At 70.2% G+C, this 15650-nt stretch carries 10 protein-coding genes; 6 read left to right on the plus strand and 4 right to left on the minus strand.

Going from position 1 to position 15650, the window contains the following annotated elements; all coding sequences use genetic code 11:
* Positions 1-49: 49 nt before the first annotated feature.
* Together WMF14_RS25890 and WMF14_RS25895 are read right to left on the minus strand one after the other, a co-directional pair.
* Positions 50-1450, minus strand: a complete 1401-nt coding sequence (locus WMF14_RS25890) for a phosphatase PAP2 family protein (RefSeq protein WP_437790322.1) — start codon at positions 1448-1450, stop codon at positions 50-52.
* A 449-nt stretch (positions 1451-1899) separates the two neighbouring features.
* The gene (locus WMF14_RS25895; RefSeq protein ID WP_437790323.1) at positions 1900-2637 is read right to left on the minus strand and encodes a helix-turn-helix transcriptional regulator; all 738 of its coding nucleotides are present in this window, start codon (positions 2635-2637) and stop codon (positions 1900-1902) included.
* A gap of 103 nt (positions 2638-2740) precedes the next feature.
* Between WMF14_RS25895 and WMF14_RS25900 the strand changes: the two genes are divergently transcribed.
* Complete coding sequence (locus WMF14_RS25900; protein ID WP_437790325.1) at positions 2741-3853, plus strand: DNA alkylation repair protein; 1113 nt, start codon at positions 2741-2743, stop codon at positions 3851-3853.
* Positions 3854-3910: 57 nt separating this feature from the next.
* Entirely contained in the window at positions 3911-4564 is a 654-nt protein-coding gene (locus WMF14_RS25905; protein ID WP_437790326.1) for an HD domain-containing protein, read from the plus strand.
* A gap of 30 nt (positions 4565-4594) precedes the next feature.
* Here the strand turns inward: WMF14_RS25905 and WMF14_RS25910 are convergent, their stop codons facing one another.
* The gene (locus WMF14_RS25910) at positions 4595-5554 is read right to left on the minus strand and encodes a diacylglycerol/polyprenol kinase family protein (protein ID WP_437322677.1); all 960 of its coding nucleotides are present in this window, start codon (positions 5552-5554) and stop codon (positions 4595-4597) included.
* A gap of 599 nt (positions 5555-6153) precedes the next feature.
* On the opposite strand from WMF14_RS25910, the gene WMF14_RS25915 reads away from it, so the two are divergent.
* Both WMF14_RS25915 and WMF14_RS25920 read left to right on the plus strand, forming a co-directional pair.
* On the plus strand, positions 6154-10101 hold the full coding sequence (locus WMF14_RS25915; protein WP_437790328.1) for a M36 family metallopeptidase: 3948 nt from the start codon (positions 6154-6156) through the stop codon (positions 10099-10101).
* Between the two features lie 89 nt (positions 10102-10190).
* Entirely contained in the window at positions 10191-10850 is a 660-nt protein-coding gene (locus tag WMF14_RS25920) for a carbonic anhydrase (protein ID WP_437790330.1), read from the plus strand.
* A 159-nt stretch (positions 10851-11009) separates the two neighbouring features.
* Here the strand turns inward: WMF14_RS25920 and WMF14_RS25925 are convergent, their stop codons facing one another.
* A complete protein-coding gene (locus tag WMF14_RS25925; protein WP_437790331.1) occupies positions 11010-12233 on the minus strand; it encodes a cytochrome P450 in 1224 nt (407 codons plus the stop codon).
* Between the two features lie 724 nt (positions 12234-12957).
* Here WMF14_RS25925 and WMF14_RS25930 point away from each other — a divergent pair.
* Together WMF14_RS25930 and WMF14_RS25935 are read left to right on the plus strand one after the other, a co-directional pair.
* Positions 12958-14133, plus strand: coding sequence for an STAS domain-containing protein (locus tag WMF14_RS25930; protein WP_437790332.1), 1176 nt, complete (start codon positions 12958-12960; stop codon positions 14131-14133).
* 176 nt (positions 14134-14309) lie between these two features.
* On the plus strand, positions 14310-15638 hold the full coding sequence (locus tag WMF14_RS25935) for a cytochrome P450 (protein ID WP_437790333.1): 1329 nt from the start codon (positions 14310-14312) through the stop codon (positions 15636-15638).
* Positions 15639-15650: the final 12 nt, after the last annotated feature.

The raw sequence follows: 15650 nt of genomic DNA on the forward strand, positions 1-15650 counted from the left end.
AGGCCACGAGTCTCCGCTCGATGGATCGAGCGGCTCGCTGGCCAGCTCGTCAAGGAAGCGGCTGGAGGACCCTGTCGAAGACGGCGTCTCCGACGCGCTTGCCCTGACGGATCCCGCGCACTCCATCGAACCTCCAGTGGACGCCCAGGTAGATGCGGCTGACCGCGTTCTCCCAGGACGCCTCCTCGAAGCTGGAATAGCAGCGCGTGATCTCGGGTCGAACGTTGCCCCGCTCGTCCGTCGTTACCCCGTTGTACTCGTCGGACATGAAGCAGAAGGGGACGCGATCCGTCCCATAATACCGGGTCAACACCTGGAACATGGCAGCCCCGAAGCTCGCGTGCCCGGAGGTGTACGCCGGGAACGCTGGGGTCATGCGCGGAGGGCCCCCGTTGCTGCCGGGGGATCCGAAGGGCGTCCACCTCCTGTCAGCTATCGTGAGCGCGTTGCTGTCCCTGTCGGCCCGACGAATCGCGACGATCGGCCGCCAGAACTCGTAATGGTATTTCGTCTCCCACGTGGCGATGGCGGCGTCGGCCAGCGCGATGTTGACCAGCGCAAAGTAACGAGCGTTCTCGATCTCCGAGTTGCACTCCTCGATCGCGAGGACCCGCGCGATCTGGTTGTAGAGCCGGGGCGGCTCCCCGAGGCGCGGGGCGGCGTCATACGACCAGAAGATCCCGATGACGGTCTGCTCCGGGGTGCGCACGGTCGGTGTGATCTCGCCGTCGCCCCCCAGCAGGAAGAGCTCATAGAAGCTCAACGCATACTCCAGGCTCCACAGCGGCGGCGGCGGCGGAGACCGGAACTCGGCGCCGCTCTCGATGGCGAACGGCCGTACCCTCCCCCATCTCGGGGTCAAGTACCCCTGATCGGGATAAAGCGGATCGACGCGATGCCGGCCGGGGGCGATGTCTGGGGTGTAACGCATCGGGGCGTCCGACCCGTCGTTCTCCCGCTCCGCGAGGATCTCGTCGGCGACAGCGCCGCCCAGCGCACGACCGTCCTCCTTGGCGTCGCCGTCGGGGATCGCCGCCAGGTACTCGTCGAGCCTCCCGTCGAGCAGCGCCCTCTGCCTCGGGAACAACGCCGTCAGCGTGCGGTGAGCTGCCGTGGCCACCGCCGCATCGATGGATGCATCCGGCATGTCGAGGAGGACGGAGTACGGCTCGTACCTCGGGACGATCGAGTTCACGGCGTCGAAGATCGCCGCATGAACGATCGCGAGAGCCCGTGAGACGCGCGTCGGCCCGCGCTGGTCCCGCGTGCGCGCGCTGGAGGTGTCCCCTGCGACCGCGTCCAGAGCGACGGCGTTCCAGTCGAGGACCGCGTCCCTGTCCGGCGGATCTCCCGGCGCTTCCGGCACGTGCGCGGACGCTGGGCCTCCGAGCAGAGCGGCAGTCAGGGCAGCGAAGGAGATGGACGCCCACCTCGCGGCTGAACAGTTCATTCACGCTCCTTGGTTCGAATCCTCGAGAATGGCCACCACACACGATGGCCCCTTGATCGTCGAATGGATGGATGGCCACCCAGGGACGAGCGGCATGCATCGACACCCTCGTCGAGCTCGAAGCCCGTATCTACCCGCGCGACACCGGCCACCGCACGCAGGCGAGCACGGCTTCAGGGGGCAGGTCGGCCGCGCGCCATCGATCGCTGGTCACTCCTCGGCGGGAGCTCTCTCTGCAATCACCCGGAATCGAGCAGTCACCCCGTGCACCGGACGTCGCTCTTCGTTCTGGTCACTCGCCAAGATGTCGTGTGTTGTATCAAACCTAAGCTATCAGGCAGAGCCGATACGCGCAACCATACGACACCGTGCGTCCCAGGCTCCGCTGGTCGAACCGTGGTGGGCACAGGATCGGAGCGTGAACGGTGTCCGTCCGCCTTGGCCGACATTCACGGTCGGTCGCCGAGGAGCGGTCGCCACGCGCATTCGTTCGGCAAGAGCGCCCAGATGACGTCGGCGTTCGGACGAAACGCGATCTCCCGCAGGACGCGAGGCGTCGAGATGCGATCCATCCTGAACATTCGCGGCTCGTTCTTTCCCGTGTCCAGGGCGAGCACGTACCAGACAGGGCTCTGGATCAGGAGGCCGTGCGGCTCCACGCGCCGCCTCGACGTCCTCCCCTCGCGGTCGCTGTAGTCGAACCCGAGGCCGACGCCGGAGGAGAACGACTCCTCGAAGAGCCTCACCAGCTCAGCTGGAGGCGTCCCGGCTCCGGCGCGCACTGGCCCGCTCGCCGGATCGCCGACGATGACCCTGCGGCAGAGGGCGCGCAGCTCTCGCGCTCGTTCAGGAGGAAGGCTGCTGAGCAGCTTGGCCAGCGCGGAGCTGGCGGTGTTGCTCCACGGGAGGTCGCTCGCGGCCTGAGAGAGGCGGGCGGAGAGCCAGAGCGTGACGATCTCGGCGACCGAGAGGTGCACGGCGGTGACGCCCCGGCCTGCATCGAGCCGGATCCCCCCGCCGGGGCCGGCCTCGCCCTCGATGTTGACGCCGCGCTCCCTCAGCGTCGCGAGGTCCCTGCGCACGGTGCGGGCGCTGACCCCGAGCGTGGCGGCCAGCTCGCCGACGGTCGTCGCTCCCCGCGCGCGAAGCAGGTCGGAGAGCTCCATGACGCGGAGGGCGCGCGACATATGGTGACAGAATCTGTCAGGGTCTCGCGCTAGTCAACGCCCATGTCCGACCCAGAGAAGACCTGGCCAATCGGCCTCGGCGTCCCCTCACCGACAGATGCCCATGGGTGACCGGCTGAAAGACCTCTTCGACGAGCGGCGCGTCCGCTCGATCGCCCGCGACCTCCGCTCGGCGCACCCTGGCCTCGATGAGCGCGGCTTCGCCCGTGACTGCCTGGCCGGCCTCTCCGATCTGGAGCTCACGGGCCGCGCCTCCCGGATCGCGGACGTCATGCACCACCACCTGCCGCAGCCCTTTCCGGAGGCAGCTCGTGTGATCGTCGCCTCCCTCGGGCCCGAGCTGGGTCGGAGCGACGCGTTCGGCCTCGAGCCGCTGCAGTACATGCCGCACGTGTTCTATGTGGCAAAGCGCGGTCTCGATCACTTCGAGGACGCGATGACCGCGCAATACGAGCTGACGAAGCGGTTCTCCGCCGAGTTCAGCGTCCGCGCGTTCCTGACGAGGTACCCCGACGCGACGCTCCGCCGGCTCCGCGCGTGGGCCGCCGACCCGAACGTCCATGTCCGCCGGCTCGTCTCCGAGGGGACCCGTCCGCGGCTGCCGTGGGCCCCGCGGCTCCGCGCTTTCCAGCAGGATCCAGGCCCCGTCATCGATCTGCTCGAGATCCTGAAGGACGATCCGGAGCGCTACGTGCAGCGCTCCGTCGCGAACAACATCAATGACATCGGCAAGGACCACCCGAGCGTCGCGGCGAGCCTCTGCCGGCGCTGGCTCGACGGCGCGCCGCCCGGGCGGCAATGGATCGTGCGCCACGCGCTGCGCTCGCTCGTCAAGAAGGGGGATCGCGGCGCGCTCGACGCGCTCGGCTTCGGCGCGGCGCCGAGCGTCGCGATCGCCTCGGCGTCGCTGTCCCCGCGATCGGTGAAGCTCGGCGGAGAGCTCCGGTTCTCGTTCGAGCTCACGTCGACGGCCCCGCGCGACCAGGAGCTGATCGTCGACTGCGCCGTGCACTTCGTGAAGGCGAACGGCTCGACGCGGCCAAAGGTCTTCAAGCTGCGGAAGCTCGTCTTGCCGCCGTCGGGTCGCGCCGAGATAACCGGCAAGGTCTCCTTCGAGGAGATGACGACCCGCCGTCACTATCCCGGTCGCCACAGCATCGACGTGATGGTCAACGGCGTGGCGCACCCCCTCGGGCAATTCGAGGTGTGCCGGTGACCCGGCGAAGAAGACCGAGCCGTTGCGCGGGTCGGCTTCCGCGTCTATGAGGCGGCCATGAAGGACTGGGAAGCGCTCTTCGCAAAGAAGCTCGAGGAGACCGACCTCGGCAATGATCCGGCCCATGATCTGGCGCATTTCACGCGGGTGGTCGCCACGGCCAAGGCGCTCGCGGCGGACGAAGGGGCGAGGCTCGAGATCGTCGTCCCCGCGGCGTGGCTGCACGATCTCGTCAACGTCCCCAAGAACGACTCCAGGCGCTCCCAGGCGTCCCGGCTCTCCGCGGAGGAGGCGCTGCGCTTCCTGCGGAGCATGGAGTACCCCGAGGCGTTCCTCCCCGATATCGCCCACGCCATCGAGTGCCACAGTTACAGCGCGGGGATCGAGCCGACGACCCTCGAGGCGAGGGTGGTCCAGGACGCCGACCGCCTCGACGGCCTCGGGGCGATCGGCATCGCCCGCTGCTTCGCCGTGGGCGGCCTGCTCGGCGTGCGGTTCTACGATCCCGGGGATCCGTTCGCCGAGCGGAGGCCCTGGGACGATCGGGTGAACGCGATCGACCACTTCCACGTGAAGCTGTTCAAGACCGCGGAGAGCCTCAAGACGGCAGCAGGGCGCCGCGAGGGCGCGCGGCGGGCGGAGTTCATGAGACAGTACCTCGCTCGCCTCGCGCTGGAGATCGGCGGCGAGATGGCCTCTGACGTCAGCTGACGTCAGCTGACGTCGGATAGCGTCAGCGCGTCAGCCCGCGCCGGCGACCGTCACCGCGGCAGCCACGGCGACCGGGATGGTGAAGTTGTCGTCCATCCGCGTGGAGAACAGCTCGGTCGCCGCCCCGGCGAGGCCGGCGACGGCGGCTAGGAGGAGCCGCGAGGAGAGCGACGCCGGGCCGAGCGCCCACATCACGGCGAGGGCGCTCAGCGCGCCCGCCGCGAAGAAGGCGAGCGTGCCCTCCAGCGAGCGGCCGTCGCGCAGCCGCGTGCGGCCGAAGCGGCGGCCGATGAGGGCCGCCGCCGGGTCGGCCACCGCCAGCACCACCACCGCGAGCGACTGGCTCAGCCGTGTCCCGAACAGCGCCAGCAGGAAGAGCGCTGTCACATACCAGGTCGACGAGTTCACCCTGTAGCGCTCGTGCGGGTGCGCCACGAGCCGGAAGACCCCCATCAGGCGCTCATTGACCCGCTCGCTGACCCGGCGGGCGATCTCCATCGACCACACCGCCACCACGAACGCGCCGCTCGCGGCCACGAGCCAGCCGCGCTCCGGCAAGAGCTGGATCAGCCCGAGCACCGAGAGCCCCGAGCCCACGTGCCACAGGCTGCGCACATGGTTCGTCGGCCTGACGCTCGGCGGCGCGGCGACCACGCCGCGCAGCGTCAGCAGCAGCGACTCGTAGGCAGGCTGCACCTCCCGCTGGAACGCGATCCACGCCGCCTTGGGCGAGGGCGTCCCGGTCGGGGTCGCCCGCTCGACCGCCGCGAGCAACACGCGGAGCCGCTCGCGGAGCCGCTCGAGCCTGCCCCCGGCGTCGTCACGCTCGGCGGCCACGACGAGCTCGCGGAGCCGCGACGCCACCCGCTCGACCCGGGCGCGGACCTCGGGCTCGTCGTGGAAGACGAACACGGCGGGATCGACCTGACGCAACAGTACGCAGAGCTCTTCGGAGACGAGCTTGGTCTCGACGTGCAAGGCGTGGATCACGTTGGGTTTTGCGAAGATAATCGCCGGGGGTCGGGCGCCATGTCAGCGCTTCGTCATACCAGCACCCCGCGCGTGAGCTGGCTCGCGGGGCCAACCCTGCATGAGCCCGCACCCACGAGCCGGCGCAGCACGACGCACCGCGCGAGTCCCCACCACGGGCCAGCGCTGCACGACGCGCCGCGCGAGCCGCCCCAAACGCCCGACCAGAGCCCGGAGGAGATCGCGGGCCCGACAACCCCCCTCCTGCCCCACCCCGCGGCGACCGCGGCATACGCTCGGCTCGCCTCGCGAGGACGCATGACACGGCAATTCATGGATTCGTGCAATCTGCCAACAAGGATTGCTTCTCTATTCCATTCCCGCCTCGGCTCCGCGTGACTCGCGCTCTGCGGAGCGTCCGGACAAGATCGCATGAGAGGCGCCTTACGACGCCGGACAGAGCGATAGCCGTCGCGCTTTCCCTGCGCGCGCGCTGCGGCTAGGTTGCGTCGCGCCGCGGATTCGACGGGTGGGCGCGAGGCGCCCGGGGAGGCAGCGCGCGACCTGCACGCGCGCGGCCGGTCATGCGTCGTCCCCTCGGAGTCGGAGAATCGAGGAACATGAAGGTCTCAGTTCGGTACACCGCGCTATCGCTCGCTCTGCTCGCAGGCCCCGCCGCCCACGCGCGGGAGCGCCCGAACTACGACGCATACTTCAAGGCCCCACCCGCGCTGCCCGCCCGCGCGGGGCGCGACGTCGACGAGCGCGCGCCGGGCGCCGTCGTCGCGTCGACCGATCCGCAGCGCGGGGTGCCCACCTTCGCGTGGGCGACGTCCCCGGGCCACCGCCCGCCGGCCGCGACCCACGGGACGCCCGAGGCCGCGGCCCGATGGTACGTGCAGCGGTACGCGCGGCTCTACGGTCTTCCGCAGGCCGCGCTCGATACGGCCGTTGTGCGCCACGTCCACGACACCGGGCGCGGCGGCGTCGTCGTGACGCTCGGCCAGGACGTCGACGGGATCCCGGTCTTCCGGAGCGGGCTCAAGGTGCTCATGAAGCGCGACCTCGAGCTCGTCGCCCTCGCGGGCAACCTCCACGCGTCGGCCGTCCCGCTGCCGCCCGGCGCCGCCTCGCCGATGGCGGGCTCGCTCCGCGGCCGGGCGTTCTCCGGCTCGCCGGCGCAGGCGGTCGTCCGCGCCCTGCGCGACGCGCACCGCATCGACGTCAAGACGGCCGACCTCCGCGAGCTCGGCGGGGCGAAGGGCGGGTATCGGCTCTTCGACATCGCGGACACCGATCACGCGCGCCAGCGCGCCGGGGGCCTGCGCTTCACGCAGCCGGCGCGGGTGAGGAAGGTGCTCTTTCCGCTGCCCGACCGGCTCGTCGCCGGCTACTTCGTCGAGCTCGTCTCGGGCGACGCCGGCGGCACGAGCTCCGCGGCGTACGCCTGGGTGTTCGGGGCCGGCGACGGGCAGATGCTCTACCGGGAGAACCTCTCCCACGCCGCGTTCGATTACCGGGTCTGGGCGGAGGAAGGGGGCGATCACAGGCCGCTCGACGGCCCCCTCGCGGATCTCTCGCCGCACCCGACCGGGCGGCCCGACGGCCAGATCGCTCGGTTCGTCGCGCCGAGCCTCATCTCCATCGATGGCTTCAACACGAACCTCGACGGCGGGGCCGATCCCTGGCTGCCGGCCGACGCGACCTCGACCCTCGGCAACAACGTCGACGCCTACGCGGACCACAGCCCGCCCGACGGGTTCTCCAGCGGCGATACGCGCGCGGAGCTCTCGGGGCCGGGATCGTTCGACCACATCTATGACCCGCTCGCCGAGCCGCTCGCCACGCCCGAGCAGACCATGGCGGCCGTCACCCAGATCTTCTACGTCACGAACTGGCTCCATGACTGGTACTACGACTCCGGCTTCACCGAGGCCGCGGGCAACGCCCAGCGCGACAACCTCGGGCGGGGCGGCCTCGACGGCGATCCGCTCCTCGCGGAGGCGCAGGACGACGCGATCGGCGGCAGCCGCGACAACGCGAACATGGACGCGACGTACGACGGCGCGTCGCCCCGGATGCAGATGTACCTGTGGTCCGGGCCGGACCAGCGCTCGCTGAGCGTCACGCCGCAGAACGCCAGCTACGCGTCGAACACCGCCCTGTTCGGGCCCCAGCGCTACGAGGTGACCGGCGAGCTCGCCCTCGCCCTGGACGGCGCCGAGCCCCGCGGCGACGCGTGCGGGCCGATCACGAGCGACGTGGCCGGCAAGATCGCCCTCATCGACCGGGGCGGGTGCACCTTCGCCGAGAAGGCGCAGAGCGCGCAGGCGGCGGGCGCCGTCGGCGTGCTCATCGCCAACAACCGCGAGAGCGACGGGGCCCCGCGGCTGTTCGGCGAGGCCCCCGAGGTGACGACCCCCGCCCAGAGCGTCTCGCAGGCGGACGGCAGCGCGCTCAAGGCGGCGCTCGCCGCCTCGGACGCGCCGATCACGGTCACCATGACCCGCGAGCCCAGCGTCGAGCGCGACGGCACGATCGACAACACCATCGTGGCGCATGAGTGGGGCCATTACATCCACCTGCGTCAGGTCGCGTGTGGCACCAAGATGTGCGGCGCGCAGAGCGAGGGGTGGGGCGACTTCATCGCCCTGCACATGGCGCTGCGCGACGGCGACGACCTCGACGGCGCCTTCCCGCTCTCGAGCTACGGGAGCGCGGCGCTCGGCGACAGCTACTTCGGCATCCGCCGCGCCCCCTACTCCGTCGACTTCACCAAGAACGGGCTGACGTTCAAGCACATCTCCGAGGGCGCCCGCCTCCCCGACCACCCGCTCAACTCTTCGGCCTCCGACAACTCCGAGGAGCACAACGCGGGAGAGGTCTGGGCGAGCATGCTGTTCGAGGCCTACGTCGGGCTGATCCGGCATGGCAGCGGCCTGACCCCGCCGCGCGCGTTCGAGCAGACCCGGCGGCGGATGAGCGATTACGTGGTGGCCGGCATGCAGCTCGCGCCGGTGAGCCCGACGTACACCGAGCAGCGCGACGCGCTCCTCGCCGCCGCGCTCGCCAGCGATCAGGGCGACTTCCTCGCGCTGGCAGGGGCGTTCGCCCGGCGCGGCGCCGGCACGTGCGCCGTGTCCCCGCGCGCCGACTCGCACGATTTCTCGGGCGTCGTGGAGAGCTTCAGCGTCCAGCCCGAGATCTCGCTGGTCCGGGCGGAGCTCGACGACAGCGCCGGCTCCTGCGACCGCGATGGGCTGCTCGACGCGGAGGAGTCCGGCACGATATCGATCGAGATCGTCAATCGCGGCGCGGCGCCCCTGACCGGGGCGGTGGCGTCCATCGAGGTGCCTTCCGCCGGGGTGACGTTCCCGGACGGCGCGCGCGCGTCGTTCGGCGACATCGCGCCGTTCGCGACCGGGACCGCGACCGTGGCGGTGAAGCTCGACCGGACCGTGGCGCCCGCCGAGGACCTCAAGCTCAGCCTGACGCTGAAGAGCGCCGCGGCGTGCACGCCGGCGCGGGTGGAGGCCCTGGTGCGCCGCGTGAACTACGACGAGGTGCCGGGGTCCTCGGCGGTCGACGACGTCGAGGCGCAGAGCACGACGTGGAGCGTCGAAGGGCGCTCCAGCGAGGTCGTCTGGTCGCGCGCCGAGGGGAACGCGCCGAACCGCGTGTGGCGCGGCGCCAACCTCGGGAGCGTGTCCGACACGGCGCTGGTGTCGCCGGCCCTGGAGGTCAGCGAGACCGAGCGCTTCGTGCTGACGTTCGCGCACCGGCACCAGTTCGAGACGAGCGACGAGACGTTCTGGGACGGTGCGGTGGTCGAGCTCAGCGCCGACGGCGGCGAGACATGGCAGGACATCGGGAGGGGCGCGCAGCCCGGCTACAACGGGAGGGTCACCGTCGAGTCCGGCAATCCGCTGGGCAGGCGGAGGGCGTTCGTCGGCCAGAGCCCCTCGTGGCCCGACGTCGACCACGTCGCGATCGACCTGGGGACCGCGTTCGCCGGGAAGACGGTGCAGGTGCGGTTCCGCGTCGGCACGGACGCGGCCGCGGGCGACACCGGCTGGGAGCTCGACGACATCGGGTTCGCGGGCCTGAAGAACAAGCCGTTCGCGACGGTGGTCGAGGACACGGCCTCTTGCCAGGGCGGGCCCGAGGCCGACGCGGGGGCGGACCAGGTGGTCGCGATCGGCGAGCTCGTCACGCTCGACGCCTCGGGGAGCTCGGACCCCGAGGAGGACGAGCTGACGTTCTCCTGGGTGCAGACGGCGGGGCCCGCGGTCGAGCTGAGCGGCGAGGGCGCGCGGGCGACCTTCGTGGCGCCCGAGGTGACCGAGGCGACGGCCCTGGCGTTCGCGGTGACGGTCAGCGACGGGATCCTGGAGGCGACCGACCAGGTCAACGTGGTGGTCGATCTGGCGAAGGAGCCGGAGGCTGAAGGGTGCGGCTGCGCGATCCCGGGGGGCGCGCCGCGCGGGCCGCTGGGCGCGCTCGGGGCCGCCGCGGCGCTCGCGACGTTCGCGGTGCGGCGGCGGCGGCGGGGCGGCGGAGCGAGCTGAGCCGTGAGCCCCGTGAGCCCGGGAACATCTGAGGCGGAATATTCACCCATTGACGCCCGCGGCCCGGTCCCCCACCGTGGCCGATCAGCATGGGACTCAGCAACGCACCGCCCTCCTTTCCCGTCGTACCCGCCGATCAAGCGCTGGAGCGCCTGATCGAGGGCAACCGGCGCTTCGTCGACAACATCCGCAGCGAGCACATCGAGATGGGCCCGCGGGCGCGGGCCGCCCTCGTGGACGGGCAGCAGCCCTTCGCCATCGTCCTCAGCTGCTCGGACTCGCGGGCGCCGTCGGAGCTCATCTTCGACCAGGGGCTCGGGGACCTGTTCGTCATCCGGGTCGCGGGCAACGTGGTGGCGCCCTCGCTCGTCGGCAGCGTGGAGTTCGCCGCCGCCGCCTTCGGGACCCGCCTTGCCGTGGTGATGGGCCACTCGCGCTGCGGCGCCATCGACGCCACGCTGAGCGAGCTGCTCCACGAGGACCGCCGCGGCCCCCTCACCGACAACATCCGCGATATCGTCGAGCGCTGCCGAGCTCCCGTCGAGACGGTGGTGAGCGCCGCGGGCCGCCACGCCGACAGAGACTTTCTCCTGCGCGAGGCGGTGCGCGCCAACGTGCGCAACTCGTGCGATCACCTCCGGCACGGCAGCCGGCTGCTCGAGCGCCTGTGCGCCGAGGAAGGCATGCTGATCGTGGGCGCCGAGTACGCCCTGGAGACCGGCAAGGTGACATTCCTCCCGCGCCCGTGACGAGCCGGCGCGCCTCGTCACGAGATCAAAGACATCCTGCTCTCGCTCTCTAAGCAAGTTCACCTGATAAGGCCACTGCAGAGCAGGCAATCGCTCTTCTTCTACGTTCTCGCTTGAGCAACGTGATCGGTGGTCTAGCGGCTCCAGCGCCCTCGAAGTTCAGGGTTTGGCGCGCCTCCGCAGCACGAGCGGGAGCGACTCGAACCCGAGGGGCATCATCGCCCGCGTCTGCCGCAGCGGAGGTGCCTCGCCGGGCGTGATGGACTCATAGCAGTCGAGGAGCGCGTTCACGGCGATCCGCGCCTCCATCCGCGCCAGCGCCGCGCCGATGCAGAAATGGGTCCCCTGCCCGAACGCCAGGTGCTCCACCGGAGGCCGGTCGAGCCGGAACGCGTCCGGCTCCTCGAAGACGGCCGGATCCCGGTTCGCCGCGCCGAACACGACGTCGACCAGGTGCCCGGCCGGTATCACCACGCCGCTCACCTCCACCGGCCGCGTGGCGACGCGCAAGAGGCGCTGCACCGGGCTCGAATGGCGCAGCGTCTCCTCGATGATGGGCTCCACGAGACTCCGGTCCTGCTGCGCCCGCCGGTAGAGCTCGGGCCGCTCGGACAGGAGGTGCGCCATGTTGCCGATGAGGTTCGTCGTGGTGTCGTTGCCGGCGACGAGCAGGCCGACGCAGAAGCCGACCGCCTCGGGCGTGTCGAGGCGCGCGCCGTCGATCTCGGCCTCCACGAGCGCCGAGATGAGATCGCCTGACGGCGCGCGCCGTCGCACCTCGAGCTCCGCCGCGAAGAAGTCGACCATCGCCTTACCGCGGCTCGCGCGCTCCTCCGCCGGTATACCGCTGTAGGACATCACGGACTCGGACCAGCTCCGAAATTGCGCATAGCGCTCCGCCGGGATGCCGAGCAGGGTGGCGATCACCATCATCGGCAGGGGCATCGCGTAGGCGTCCATGAGGTCTGACGGCCCGTCGCCCGTCGCTTCGAGCAGCGAGGCGGCGAGGCGGCCAATCCACGGCTCGAGCTCTGCGATGCGCCGCGGCGTGAACGATCGGCTGACGAGCCTGCGGAGGTGGGTGTGCCGGGGCGGATCGTCGTGCAGCAGCGTGATCCGCGGCAGGACACGGATCTTGTCCGTGACGTTCGACGAGAACGTCTGGGGATCCCGCAGCGCGGAGAGCACCTCCGCGTGGCGCAGGAGCGCGTAGGCACGGATTGGCTCGCCGAGGCCCGCGGCGCCGCCCGCGGGCACGCGCGCATAGAGCACCGGAGATCGCCCTCGGAGCGCGTGGTACGCGGGGTAAGGATCGGCTATCACCGAAGGCGCGGAGAGGTCGATGTGCTCGGGCGAGGGGCTCGCGGCGGTCTCGGTTTCCATGTCAAGGTCACAGCGGCGCAGCCGCTCTACCGGACAGGAGATCCAAGCGGTTCGTGGAAGTCAAGTCCTTTCCCCTGGTGGGACGACAGCATAGGTGACCGCGTGGATCTCCGGGCGGTGTCCGCTCGATCACCGCGATGAGGCACCGCGATGAGGCACCGCCATGCGGCACCGCCATGAGGCACCGCCATGAGGCACCGCCATGAGGCACCGCCATGAGGCCCCGTCACGCGACGGTCACCGGGCGGCATCGCCGAGGGAGCGATGATCGCGAACCCCCGGGGAATATGCGTAGCTCCTCCGATGTCGCCGGCGCCCTCACGGCGCGGCGGCAGACATGAGGAGCTCGGTCTTCCCATCTCGTCTGACCCCGTGCATCGCGGCGCTTCCGGGCCGAACGGATTGAACAGCATCCTGGACGCCGACCCCGATCACACATCGGGAATGGCCTTAGCACGAGTTCCGGATCTACCCGGCCTCAGCCGGAGATGTGCGGCTTGTAATCTCGCAATGCAAGCTGGAACCCTCGCTCGGATCGAAGCGTTTTTGCACATCTCCGAGCGCTCGTCATCGCTCTCGCGGGTCCTGAGAGGGGTGAGTCTGCCGATACCGATTCTTGGTCAATGACACGCGCGATCCACGGCCCCTACGAACGAGGTGAGCACGGGTAGGAGGCCTGAATCGGGCTTGGGGGAGGGCAACATTCGTCATGACACAGCATTATATGAGTTCACGCGACCCGTGGGAGGCGGCCTATCTCTACTCCCCCGAGGCGCTGTTCGTAGCGGACATCGACGGCACGCTGTCGCACTGGAGCGAGTCATTCGGCCACACGGTCGGGCACGCGGCCACGCCGGGGACGGCGTTCTTCCAGCTCTTCCACGACGACGATCGCGAGGCGGCCCGGGCGAAGTGGTCTGTGCTTCTGGAGACGCCCGGGGCCGTCGAGCTCCGCGGGCGGGTGATGACGGCCGGGAACGTGTATGCGTCCTTCTCCTGCGTGCTGCGCAGAGCGCCGCACGGCCAGGCGGTCTACGGCTCGCTGCACCCGACGTCCGGCGCCGTCGATCTCCCCGCCGCCGGGCCCGGGAAGGGAGAGGACGCGGACATGCTCCGCGCCCTCTCCGACAACCTCCCTGTCATCGTCTGGTCATGCGACGCGGCGGGGGTCATCACCCGCCACGACGGGAGGGGCCTGGCGGGGCTCGGCCTCAAGCGGGGGCAGCTCGTCGGGACGAACCTCTTCGACGTCTTTGCCAGCGCTCCCGAAGGCACGGAGAACGTGAGGAGGGCGCTCCGCGGGTCGCCCTCCCATTCGATGAGCCACGTCCCGACCAACAATTCGTTCTGGGAGAACTGGATGGTGCCGATCCAGAGCCCTCTCGGGAACGTCGAGTCCGTGATCGGGCTCTCGCTCGACGTCTCGGAGGCGAAGAGAGCGGAAGAGGAGCTCCGACTACGGCTGTTGCAGATCCAGAAGCAGCAGGAGGTCATCGGCAAGCTCTCGACGCCCATCATCCAGGTCTGGGACGGGGTGGTCGCGCTGCCCATGGTCGGCGTCGTCGACAGCGCGAGGACCGCCGACGTCATGCAGAACCTGCTCGACGAGATCGTCCGCACCAGCGCGCGGTATGCCATCCTGGATCTCACGGGCGTCGAGATGGTGGACACGCAGGTCGCGAATCACCTGATCAAGCTCGTGAACGCCATCCGGCTCCTCGGCGCGGGCGGGATCATCTGCGGCATCAGGCCGTCGGTCGCGCAGACGATCGTCGAGCTGGGCCTCGATCTGAACAGCATGGTCACGCGATCGAACCTGCGGGCTGGCATCATGTTCTGCATCAACCAGATGCGCCAGCCCGCGGCGACGCCGGCGGCGAACGGCTCTTCAGGCCGCTGACCCGCGGCGTCTCCCCTTCTGCTTGCACGGCTCGCGCGGCGCTGGCGTTCGGCATCGTCGATCCGGCAAGCACCCCCGGCGCCTCCGGCGGCGCGCGCTCGAGCTCGTGACGACGACGAGACAGGCTCCGCAGGCGCGGTCGCAGCGAGAAGCGAGAAGCGAAAACGAGGTTCGTCATGCTCTCCCCGGGTCGAACCGACCAAGACAGCATCCCCACCGCGGCCGGAGAGCTGCCGGTGCTCGGTCACCTGCCCGTCCTTTACCGGGACGCCGTCGGCCTTCTGCGCCGCAGCAGGAGCGCGCTGGGTCCGCTCTTCTGGGTCAACCTCGGGTTCGCGCAACGTCGGCTCTTCTATGTGGGAGCCGACGCGCTCGATCTCCTGCGCGCGCCCGAGGTGGTCATGGACCATCCGGAGCACCTCAAGGGGATCGTGGGCCGCTCGATGGCTGGGCAGGACGGGCCGATGCACCGGCGCATGCGCTCGGCCATCAACCCCTCGTTCTCCCCGCAGGGGTTCGCCAAGGAGGCCTCCGCCACCATGGCCTCCGCGTTCGCTGCGAAGATCGATGGCTGGCTCCAGCAAGAGAGCTTCGCGGTCCATCCCGCCATGCGGGATCTGACCCTCGAGATCATCTTTCGAATCTGCGGGGTCCCGACAGAGGATGTGCGCGCCTGGAGCCGGGCCTATCGCGAGCTGTTCTTGGGTGTTTACCCGATCCCGGGTCGTCTGCCAGGCATGCCCGCTTACCGCTCGGATCGTGCGCGCGCCTGGATAGACGACCGCCTGCGGAGGCTCCTCGCGCTCGCTCGCGGGGGCGGCGCCGCGGGCTCTCTCGTCGACATGCTCTCGAAGGCTCGCGACGACGAGGGCGAGCCCCTGTCGGACCAAGACATCGTCGACAACCTCCGCGCGATATTGCTCGCCGGGCACGAGACCAGCGCCTCCATCCTGGCCTGGATCGTCATCGTCCTGTCGCGCCGGAGCGAGGTGTGGAGCGCGCTCTGCGACGAGCACACGGCCGCGCCGGACGCGTCCGTGCCCATGTCCGCGAGAGAGGCGCACCGGTTCCCTGTCGCCAACGCCATCTTCCGGGAGGTCCTGCGGATGTACACGCCGGTCTGGTTCATCTTCCGGACGGTCACCGAGACGATCACGCTGAACGGTAGGCGCATCCCTCGAAATACGCCGCTGGCCCTCAGCCCCGCGCAATTCGGTTATGATTCATCGCTGTTCCCGGACCCCGACCGCTTCGATCTGAGCCGCTGGAGCGATCGCTCTAGCCCACCGGGTCCGCTGGAGCTGGCCGCGTTCGGCGGGGGGCCGCACTTCTGTCTTGGATACAACGTCGCTTGCATCGAGGCGCTCCAGCTTCAGTTCCTCCTCGTCCGGGCGTTGCGCCGCGCCGGGCTCGTTCCACACTTGGAGGGCGCTTCGCCGAAGCACGTGTACTTCCCGACCGGGCATCCGGCGGCCGCGACACGGGTCGTCTTTCGCCCGTGCTGAACGGGCAGAGCT

The sequence above is a fragment of the Sorangium sp. So ce693 genome, assembly GCF_051521375.1.
GTDB classification, from domain to species: domain Bacteria; phylum Myxococcota_A; class Polyangia; order Polyangiales; family Polyangiaceae; genus Sorangium; species Sorangium atrum.

Coding starts and splice junctions, on each gene's coding strand:
- WMF14_RS25890 (WP_437790322.1), bottom strand. CDS start 1,450: ATGAACTGTTCAGCCGCGAGGTGGGCGTCCATCTCCTTCGCTGCCCTG.
- WMF14_RS25895 (WP_437790323.1), bottom strand. CDS start 2,637: ATGTCGCGCGCCCTCCGCGTCATGGAGCTCTCCGACCTGCTTCGCGCG.
- WMF14_RS25900 (WP_437790325.1), top strand. CDS start 2,741: ATGGGTGACCGGCTGAAAGACCTCTTCGACGAGCGGCGCGTCCGCTCG.
- WMF14_RS25905 (WP_437790326.1), top strand. CDS start 3,911: ATGAAGGACTGGGAAGCGCTCTTCGCAAAGAAGCTCGAGGAGACCGAC.
- WMF14_RS25915 (WP_437790328.1), top strand. CDS start 6,154: ATGAAGGTCTCAGTTCGGTACACCGCGCTATCGCTCGCTCTGCTCGCA.
- WMF14_RS25920 (WP_437790330.1), top strand. CDS start 10,191: ATGGGACTCAGCAACGCACCGCCCTCCTTTCCCGTCGTACCCGCCGAT.
- WMF14_RS25925 (WP_437790331.1), bottom strand. CDS start 12,233: ATGGAAACCGAGACCGCCGCGAGCCCCTCGCCCGAGCACATCGACCTC.
- WMF14_RS25930 (WP_437790332.1), top strand. CDS start 12,958: ATGAGTTCACGCGACCCGTGGGAGGCGGCCTATCTCTACTCCCCCGAG.
- WMF14_RS25935 (WP_437790333.1), top strand. CDS start 14,310: ATGCTCTCCCCGGGTCGAACCGACCAAGACAGCATCCCCACCGCGGCC.